8 protein-coding genes are annotated in these 10,120 nt (G+C 34.9%); 7 read left to right on the top strand and 1 reads right to left on the bottom strand.

All coding sequences use genetic code 11. From position 1 onward, the window contains the following. Positions 1 to 377, bottom strand: a 377-nt coding sequence (locus tag J7K39_04880) for a TlpA family protein disulfide reductase (protein ID MCD6179217.1), incomplete at its 3' end; no start/stop codon positions are given. A 285-nt stretch (positions 378 to 662) separates the two neighbouring features. Here J7K39_04880 and J7K39_04885 point away from each other — a divergent pair. The 7 genes from J7K39_04885 to J7K39_04915 all read left to right on the top strand — a co-directional run bounded on the left by J7K39_04885 (position 663) and on the right by J7K39_04915 (position 9,999). Continuing rightward, entirely contained in the window at positions 663 to 1,442 is a 780-nt protein-coding gene (locus tag J7K39_04885; protein MCD6179218.1) for an alpha/beta hydrolase, read from the top strand. Between the two features lie 112 nt (positions 1,443 to 1,554). Then, the gene (locus J7K39_04890; GenBank protein MCD6179219.1) at positions 1,555 to 2,403 is read left to right on the top strand and encodes a hypothetical protein; all 849 of its coding nucleotides are present in this window, start codon (positions 1,555 to 1,557) and stop codon (positions 2,401 to 2,403) included. A 271-nt stretch (positions 2,404 to 2,674) separates the two neighbouring features. After that, positions 2,675 to 3,088: an Rrf2 family transcriptional regulator gene (locus J7K39_04895; protein MCD6179220.1), complete on the top strand. Its 414-nt coding sequence runs from the start codon at positions 2,675 to 2,677 to the stop codon at positions 3,086 to 3,088. A 60-nt stretch (positions 3,089 to 3,148) separates the two neighbouring features. Then, positions 3,149 to 5,398: a cbb3-type cytochrome c oxidase subunit I gene (locus tag J7K39_04900; GenBank protein ID MCD6179221.1), complete on the top strand. Its 2,250-nt coding sequence runs from the start codon at positions 3,149 to 3,151 to the stop codon at positions 5,396 to 5,398. A gap of 69 nt (positions 5,399 to 5,467) precedes the next feature. Next, the gene (locus tag J7K39_04905) at positions 5,468 to 6,661 is read left to right on the top strand and encodes a DUF438 domain-containing protein (protein ID MCD6179222.1); all 1,194 of its coding nucleotides are present in this window, start codon (positions 5,468 to 5,470) and stop codon (positions 6,659 to 6,661) included. A gap of 20 nt (positions 6,662 to 6,681) precedes the next feature. Then, the gene (locus J7K39_04910) at positions 6,682 to 8,583 is read left to right on the top strand and encodes a ferredoxin (protein ID MCD6179223.1); all 1,902 of its coding nucleotides are present in this window, start codon (positions 6,682 to 6,684) and stop codon (positions 8,581 to 8,583) included. Positions 8,584 to 8,778: 195 nt separating this feature from the next. After that, positions 8,779 to 9,999: a T9SS type A sorting domain-containing protein gene (locus J7K39_04915; protein ID MCD6179224.1), complete on the top strand. Its 1,221-nt coding sequence runs from the start codon at positions 8,779 to 8,781 to the stop codon at positions 9,997 to 9,999. The last annotated feature ends 121 nt before the right edge of the window (positions 10,000 to 10,120 follow it).

The raw sequence follows: 10,120 nt of genomic DNA on the forward strand, positions 1-10,120 counted from the left end.
ATTTCTGCATTTGGGTCTAAGGCTAAAGGATAAGTAATTTCCATTTTTTGCTGATATCTTAACACAACTTCAAGTGCTTCGTCTCTATCAACACCTATTAGAATAAAATTGTCTTCTTTCAGCTTTTGCCAAATATCATCTTCAATATAAGGCATTTCTTTCCGACAAACGCTGCACCAGCTCGCTGTAAACTGAAGCATTACGATTTTTCCTCTTTGGTTTTCTAAGTCGAAAACTGTACCATCAGTTAGTTCGGCAGTGAAGAGAGGAGCTATATTTCCTACCTGAACCAAAAATCCATTTTCATCTGCTTCTTGTGCATTTATGGTTGATGAACTGAAAAATAAAATAAGTAGAATTAGAAAACGAGATGTCATAATTTAAATTTTGTGCAAACATAATTAAATAATTGAATATGTTGATAGAATATAATAGGAATTTAACTTTGGAGATATTGTAAAAACTAAAATTAGACTAAGCATATTAATTGCAGTATATATGGGGCATTGATATTATTTTAAATACTCTATGATAAGTAATAAATAAAGTGGAAAAATTGTTAATTCCCTGCAACTTCAGCGGTAAATATTCTGTAGCTCTAAAATCTATTTTAATTGTAAATTTGTAATCTAAAACTAAAGAGAGTGGAAAAAGAATATCAATTGAACGGAAAAAATGTCCATTATAAAATAAGTGGTCGAGGCGAAACTTTGGTTTTGCTGCATGGTTATCTGGAATCGCTTGAGATGTGGAGCGAGCATCAGGAATTTCTGTCGAATAAATACCAAGTGATAAGTATTGATTTGCCTGGCCATGGATTAACAGATAATTTTGGAGATATTCATACTATGTCTTTTATGGCTGAGGTTGTTTATGAAATACTCCAAGATGAGAAAGTTGAAAAGTGCGTGATGGTAGGTCATTCTATGGGTGGCTATACTACTTTGGCTTTTGCCGAAAAATACCCTCAAATACTAAAGGGTTTAGGACTGTTTCATTCTCACGCTTCGGCTGATACAGATGTAGCAAAACGCAACCGTGAACGGACAATTGAAATTATAAAACAAGACAAAGGTCACTTTATCAATGAATTTATTCCTTCGCTCTTTGCTCCTGATAACGTTGAAAAATTTGCTGATCAAATTGAAATCCAAATGAAAATGGCCAATGCCATGCCAAAAGAAAGCGTTATCGCCGCTATGGCAGGAATGAAAGAAAGAAGCTCAACAGTAGATATTTTAATGGATTCAAAAGTTCCCGTTTTGTTTATTGCTGGCAAACACGATTCTCGGATTCCTCTTGAAAAAACTTTAGCTCAAGCGGCTTTACCCACGATTTCACAAATTTTAATTTTGGGTGATGCTGGGCATATGAGCTGGACGGAAGAAGAGCAAAAAACGATTGCGGAACTTGATGGTTTTATGCAATTGTGTAACGACTAATGAGATAAAAACTTCCTGACTTTCTTTTTTATGTTTTTTAACTTACCTTTGGGGTGCATTTGTTTGTAAAAGCAGTACAGTTATTCAGTTATTCATCATTACTAGCAACAAAGTGAAACAAACAGCTAAAATTTTAATCATTTTAACAATTATCTTAAATCAAAGTTGTGTAAATAATGACTGTGAAAATGAGCCTTATTTTACGCCCCCAAGTCCATTAAATTTTGAATTAGTTAATAAATCAACAAATGAAAATTTATTTACAAATGGAACTTACGAGTCAAATAAAATCGAAATATTAAATATTGCCGACAATTCTTCGATTGAATATTCTTTTATTAACGAAGATGACATCAATATTATTCAAATTGGTTCAATAGGCTGGAAAAGCGAAATTGTTGAAGGTTCAGTGAAAATAAATGGTTCAGAGATTTTTACATTTTATGTTGATGCAAAAAGATTATCTGAAAATTGCATCTCTTATACCAAATACGACGAAATTCGAATTGAAAACAAAGAATATGAATTGGATCATCAATCAGGGGTTTATAAAATACTAGTTGACGTTAAGAGGTATGAATGTATTGTTGGCGAAGTTGACAGCATTGTTTCATCTGATCAAATCTTAGGAAAATGGAAAATAACCGGGGCGAGAAATCCTTGGTTTGTCAATAGATTCTACGATTATTCAAACGAGAATATCATTTATAATTTTCTATCCAATGGAATTCTTATTGTTACAGGAAATGAAAATCATAAAGGTGCCTACGCAAATGGGGAGTATAACTATGTGTTTAAATATGGCTACTTTAGTGATTATCATAGCCCAAATGAACCTAAAATTTGGTATCTGACAATAGATGATGGTTTGGAATGGACTTATAAATCTCAGGATACATTAATGCAAATTGGCCAATCCTATACAGATATGAATGATTATTGCCTTAAAAGAGAAGATTAACGATTTCCCAATAAAGGCTGAATGCAATAGTAATTCTTCAGAATTCGGCATAAGCGTCTGAACTGAAAAAACGACAAAGTCCTCAATGGTAATCTCATACTATTTGCTGGAGATCTAATCAGAGATTCCTCGCTAACTCGGAATGACAGATAATATTAAAAACTCAACCTTAATAAGTCTTATAGTCCAAGCTCAAAAAAATCTTAACAAATCCCCTCCTATTTAAAAAAAATACCGTATTCTTGCAAATAATACATCGAGGTAGTATATAATGAGATTATCTAAAACATCGGAGTACGCTTTACGCATTTTAAGCTTTATGGCTAAAGAGCCAGAGCAAAAGTATTCGGCCAAATCTTTGGTTGAAACGCTTAAAATCTCTGATAAATATCTCCGTCGACTTATGACCGACTTATCAAAAGCAGGTTTTATACAAAGCACACGAGGGCGAGAAGGTGGATATTCATTCGCCAAAAAAATAAACAAAATAGTTTTAGCTGATATTATTGATTCTGTTGAAGGAATGGACAAATATATGGGTTGCGTTTTGGGCTTTGATAAATGTTCAGAAACTAACCCTTGCGCTATGCATTCTACCTGGATACACGTGCGCGAAAAATTTACCGAAACCTTCCAAAACAAAACATTGGCTGACTTTAATTATAACGAGATTCATAAATATTAGCTATTTTTGAAATCAACATCACTTAAATTATAGAATATTACTAACTAAAAAAAGAGAAAAATGAAACAAACATTACTCGACAAGTTTATGAGCAAAAAAGGACTTTATACCTCCTTTTGGTTTATAGCTATTCTTATGGTAACGGCATTGATTTATTTTACTGCCAACCTGCAAAAAGAAGTCCCACCAATTGCCAAAGAGGTAAAATCGGTTTCGGGCGAAGTGCTTTACACCTACGATGATGTAGCAGAAGGTAAAGGCTATTTTCAGCAGTTCGACTTGATGGACTGGGGATCTATGTTAGGAATGGGTGCCTATATGGGTCCTGATTTCTCAACAGAATTTTTCCATCACAGAGCCCTGTATTTATATGAGTTTTACGCTCAAGAAATGTATTCTAAGTCGGAAAAAGACTTAACTGACATCGAAAGAGGAGCTGTAAAAGTTCGTGTGAAACAAGATTTCCACGAGCAAACAAAACTTATGGAAGAAGGTGTAACATACACAGACGCATCGGCGGAAGCTTACAAAAGGAATGTTATCCATTTAACAAAAATGCTTGTTGAAGGGGAACCTGAAAGAGCATTTCCAGGTGGAGTAATTCGTAAGGAAGAAGCCGTAAAAATTGCTGCTTTTGTAGATTGGTCGCAAATGGTTGCTTCTTCCATTCGCCCGGGTACCGAAGGAACAAATTCTGAGAGAACTTGGTCAAATAACTGGCCTCCCGAACCTTTGGTTGATCAAGATACATCCTATAATAACCATATTGTATCTCTTTTCGAATTTTTAGTATTGTGGGTATTAACAATTGTAGTTATCTTTTTAACTTACGAATACTTACTTAAAAAAGATGATATTAAAGACTTACAGCCTGCAATGAAAATTACAAAGCTGTTCCCTTCTCAAAAAAAATTATTAAAATATTTACCAATTGTATCGCTATTATTTGTTGTTCAGGTATTTTTGGGAGCTTATTTAGCTCACCTTTATGCCGATCCAACTCAAGATTTTATATTCTCACAGAGCTGGTTGCCTTTTAATGTAATTCGTTCTATACACACTCAATTAGCAATTTTATGGGTTGCTGTGGGTTGGTTAGTTGGTGGATTATTAATAGCTCCTTGGATTGCTAATAAAGATCATAAATTCCCATGGCTCGTAGATGTACTTTGGGCTGCTTTAGTAGTAGTAGCTGTAGGCTCTATGATAGGTTTATATATGGGAGCAACTGGTCAATTACGCGAAACTTGGTTCTGGTTAGGAAACGAAGGTAGAGAGTTATTGAACCTTGGTCGGCTTTGGGACTTTGGCTTACTGATAGGTTTAGTATTCTGGTTCTTATTAATCATTACGCTTATCAAAAAAGCAAGTACAAACAATCCAATTGTAGGTACTATTATCTGGTCAGCCTTTGGTATTGCAACACTTTATATTGCAGGTATGATGCCTATTCATAAGATTCAACCAAACTTTACGGTTGATGATTATTACCGTTGGTGGGTGATCCATTTATGGGTAGAATTAACTTTTGAGCTGTTTGCAGCTGGTACTATTGCCTTCTTTAGTGTCTCACTTGGCTTGGTTTCTCAAAAAACGGCCGAAAGAATTATGTTCTTCGAACTGTTCTTAATGATGATGGCAGGAACATTAGGTGTTGGTCACCATTATTGGTGGCAAGGACTTGATGAGTACTGGATTGCTATTGGGGGAATTTTCTCCGCAATGGAACCATTACCATTAGCTTTAATGGTTGTTGAAGCTTGGAAAAACTATAGAGAAAAACGTGCTGCTGGTGGCGAAGTCAATCAGTTTACTACACCATTTATGTGGATCACAGGATCTGTTGCATTAAACTTTATTGGTGCAGGAATTTTTGGAATGGTAATTAACACACCTACTATTTCTTACTATTCACACGGTACTTATTTGATTATGCCTCACGCACATACCGCTTTATTAGGTGCTTTTGGATATGTTTCTATCGCTTTCCTTTATATGACAGCAAGAGCAAACTCTTTGGCCAATGGATATATCTGGAACGATAAATTAAGTAAGATTTCTTTCTGGTCCTTAACTATTGGTGTTTTGTTGTTCACTTTACCAACAATAATGATTGGTTTGGAGCAAACAAGAGCAGCTTCCGAAATGGGTTATTATTATACAAGAACTCGTGAAGCCTTAGATGCTATGGACGGATGGATGTGGTTTAGAATCCTACCTGATAGTATGATGATTGGTGGTGCTGTCGGAATCTTTGTCGATTTATTTATGAAAACATTTATGGGCAAAAAAGAAAAATTAATTGCCTAATTCAAATAAAATCTAATTGCTTCCTTTACTTTTGTAGAGGAAGCAATTATTTATCTTGAATTATACATTATGTCAGAATTCACAAATACCGCAAAAAACCGTATCGACCTTCTTAACAAATATATGCTAGGCATTATTGAGGGAGAAAGTGGCGCTCAACTCATTAAAGACCTTGGCATTAAAACGGAGAATTTTATCCCCTCTGACCTACTAGGAGCATTCAATCAACTATTTGAAGCCAATGATGATCTGGAAAAGATGAAAATGGCTTCCAATAAGTTATTCAATATTCTGTACGAAAACCTAAAGACTTACCCAGCCATAAAAGAAAAACCAAATGGCTTTATCGATTATTTAAAAAAAGACAATGCCATTGCTGCGGAGAAATTAAAAAAAATAAAACCATTTATTAAAAAGATTAATCAAGAAGTTGATGCAAAAACACTCCTAGAATTAAACCAACGCTTTTCCGATTTAGAGAAATTTACTTGGCATTATACCGTAAAAGAGAATGTACTCTTCCCTATTTTGGAAACAAACTGGCAAGAACACGATTGCCTAAAACTGATGTGGTCTTTCCACGATGATATTCGTAAGAATTTCAGAAAAACAATAGATCTAGCAAAAATTGAAACTTTTGATTTAAAAGCTTTTAATAAATATGCTAGCCTCCTGTTTTTCAATATCAGCACCATTATTTTCAGAGAAGAATATGTTTTATTTCCACTGATGTTGGAAACTTTCGATGAAAATCAAATGGATAAAATGTTGCACGAAACAAGTGAAATGACACTTCCTTTTGTAAATATTGATATTGCTGACTTAAAAGCGACATCTGGCAACAAAGAAAATAAAGATAATTATATCAAATTCCCCACAGGTGAAATTACTGTAGAACAAGCCGAAATGGTTTTTAATCACCTTCCGGTGGATATTACTTTTGTGGACGAAAACGATGAAGTACGTTATTTCTCAACACCCAAGCATCGCATTTTCCCACGAACAGCAGCTATTATCGGTCGAAAAATACAAAACTGCCACCCACCCGAAAGTGTTGGTGTAGTGGATCGTATTGTTGATTCCTTTAAAAAAGGAGAAAAAGAAGTAGCTAGCTTTTGGATTCATATGGGTCCAAAATATGTGCTCATTCAGTATTTCGCTGTGCGCGATAAAGAAAATAAATATAGAGGTGTTTTAGAAGTTTCGCAAGAAATATCTGAAATACAAGAAATTAAAGGCGATCGAAGATTACTCGATTGGTAAATTGCAAATTTAAAAAAACAATGAAATATAATAAATACCAAGTTAGCGAAGAATGTATCGCTTGTATGGCCTGCGTTGAAGTGGCAGGTGATAATTTTGATCTCGAAGACAAACGTGCTTTTCTGAAGAAACAACCGGAGAATGAAGATGAAGAAGCTCTTTGTAAGGAAGCTTTGGAAGTTTGTCCGGTGGAAGCTATTTCGATAAAGAAAGATCAAGAAGAAAAAACTAAAGATATTGAGCCTATTTTAGCCAGCTCAAATATTAAAGAAGTGCTGGATAAATATCCAGAGCTAAAAGTTACTTTAAACATTTTATCGCCCAAGTTTAAGCGGATGCAAAATCCCGCTTTATACAATACGCTAGCGCGATATGCCAGCTTTAAAGATGCAGCAAAAGTAACGGGAGTCTCCATTTGCGAAATTCTTCATGCGATGAACAAACAATTAGGTGTTGAAGACAAGCTGGTCAAAAATATGCCTGAATGCATAAAGCCAGGAGCAAATGTTGCAAGCGAAACTGGTGAAGAAATCACCTGGGAAGAAAGCCCTGAACGCTATGTTTACAATATGGATTCTATGCCTGAATTACTTGAAAAAGTGAACCATTTAGAAGCTCAAAAAAATCTAGTCTATATCGCTGTTGAAGAACCTAATGAACTCTATAATGTACTGAGTGGTTTAGGCTTAAAATATAATGTAGAGTCGGGTAGGGAATACCGTATTTCTATTTTTAACGATAAGCAAGCTGAGAATATTGATTGGAAAGAGCGAAAAGATGACTTTGAAATATTGGATGTTCGGAAAATGAAAAGCGATCCTTTCGATATTATTCTTAAAAAAGCCTACGAAATTAAAGAAGATTCCGGTTTTATTCTGATACAGAAATTTGAACCTATTCCTTTGATAAATATGCTCTCGGAAATGGGATTTGAACACATAGCCGAAGAAAAAGCATTCTTTGAAGTTTGGACTTATTTCCATAAAAAAATTGTCCCTGAGTCAGAAAAAGACAATAATACGGACAAGCCCGATGTTGTCATTCAATCGGCTACACCTGTGGCCTATCCTGTAATTATGCGTTTGTTACAATCGGACAAAATCAGGAAAGCCGTAAACATTAAAGAGCTTAAAGTTTGGGAAGAAACCGAAAAGCATTTGGCTTGGATTGCCAATGGCAAAGCCGATATTAGTTTCTCTGCTTTAATTACTTCAGCTAAATTACAAAATAGCGATATCAAGATTCCGGCACTCTTCGTTTGGGATAATTTTGTGATTCTAACCCGTGGCTACAAAGCCGAAAAGTTAGCCGATTTAAAAGGAAAAAAAATTCACACCCCACTGTTTGAAGAAGCTCCTCCAACAAAAATTACCAATTACTTGCTTAAAGCCAGCGGTTTAAATCCTGAAGATTTTGATTTTGCTTACGGGACTCCATTTGGTCGCCCCGAAACTATTTATGCCGACTTTGTTTCTGGCAAAGCCGATACCGTAATTCTACGTGAGCCTGAAGCCAGTTATGCCTTAAAAATTATGGCAGACCGTGGCGAAGATGTTTCTGTTATCTCGTACAATAAAATCTGGAACGAGCACAATCCAGGCTTTGGTAGTTTCCCTAATGCAGGTATAGTTTTAAAAGGTGAGTTTACTCGTAATTATCCTGAAATTACAGAAGTACTGCTTGATGAACTAAAGAAAGCAATCGATTGGGTAAATAACAATCGTCACGCTTCGGCAGAACTAAGTTTTGATATGATGCGTCAACCTGTTGATCGTGTTGAGCTCTTCTTAAATCGTGTAAATTTTGAATATGTTTCCGGTGAGCCATTGGTAGAAAAAGTGGAAGATTATTTCCGTATTCTTTACGAACAAGGTATAGTAGAAGCTAAAACCGATAAAGCATTTTTAGATATTTTTAGATAAGACGAATATTGTTCCTTAAAAACCCCTTTCTGTTAGGTTAATACCAATTTGTAAAGGGGTTTTTCTTTTTATAAGCTTTTTTAAACCAAGTGCCGCAGACACTAAAGCTTGGATATTGCAGGATATGTCTTTACTTATGACAAAGTTGTAAATAAAGTATAGTTTTTACTAACTTCGTTGGCAAAACGAGCACAAATGATTTTAAAACCAACCAAAATATTTTTAGTCATAGTTTTTTTTGTTTCAGGATTGCATTTTTCTTTTGCGCAAAGCGATGATAAAGTTATGATTGTTATTATTGACGGAGCACGATATACCGAAACTTTTGGTGATATGAGCAAAACATATATTCCAAAAATGTGGGATTTAGCAGAAGACGGAACAATAATTGACAATTTTGAAAACGATAAATATACTTATACATCCCGTGCTATTCCTGCTTTATGGTGTGGTGCTTGGACTGATGTTGAAAGTATTAATTATCAAGGTTCAAACACTAGTTATGCCGTTCTACCTACTATTTTTGAGTATTACAGAAAACAAAAGAATATGCCTGCGGATGAGTGTTTCTATATTTTGAAATATATTCCTGATTTGTGGCTGCCCAGTTTCGATACTGATTATGGGCCCGATTATTGGCCTCAATTTCATAGTGTTGGCGCAAATGACAGAGATGTTGCTACGCAAGCGCAATTGGTGATAGATAATTATCATCCACACTTTATGCTGGTTTATCTAGCCGATGTGGATCATGCAGGGCATTCGGGAATATGGACAGAATATACCTCAGCTATTCAAACAGCAGATAGTATTGTAGATGTACTTTGGAAAAAACTACAGTCTGATCCGTTTTATGAAAATTCTACCACATTAATTGTTACCAATGATCACGGACGACATGACGATCAACATGGTGGATTTCAGGGGCATGGTTGTGGTTGTGACGGCTGTCGACATATTCAATTTCTTGCAGTTGGTCCTGATATAAGAAAGGATTTTGTTTCCTCGCAATACCATAATATTCCTGATATGGCAGTTACCGCCTCCTATATTTTGGGTATTGAACCAACAAAAGCAACAGGAAATATTATTCAGGAAATTTTTAATACAACAGGAACGAATGAGGAAATAAATCAAAATCCCGATATTATTACTAATTATCCAAATCCTTTTAATAAAAATATAACTATCGATTATTTTCTCTATAAAGAGAGTTATGTACATCTTAGTATTTTTGATATTTCCGGTAAAGAAGTAATCAATTTGGTAAACCGACTACAATTTCAAGGTCAAAATTCTATTGTTTGGGATGCAACCGATAGTCAAGGAGAAAAGGTTTTACCCGGAATTTATTTTTATAAATTACAAATTGATAATCAAAATAAATTCGGGAAATTAATGTTTGTGGCAGATTAGTATTCTCTAATCATATCAATAATTTATCAGAATGGGAGTAGTATTAAGACGATGACTCATTTCTTGAATCACAGCTTTTTTTTCCCTCACATTTACATGCACCAAACTTCACATCCGCTAC

This window comes from Bacteroidales bacterium (assembly GCA_021157585.1).
In the GTDB taxonomy this organism is placed as follows: domain Bacteria; phylum Bacteroidota; class Bacteroidia; order Bacteroidales; family UBA12170; genus UBA12170.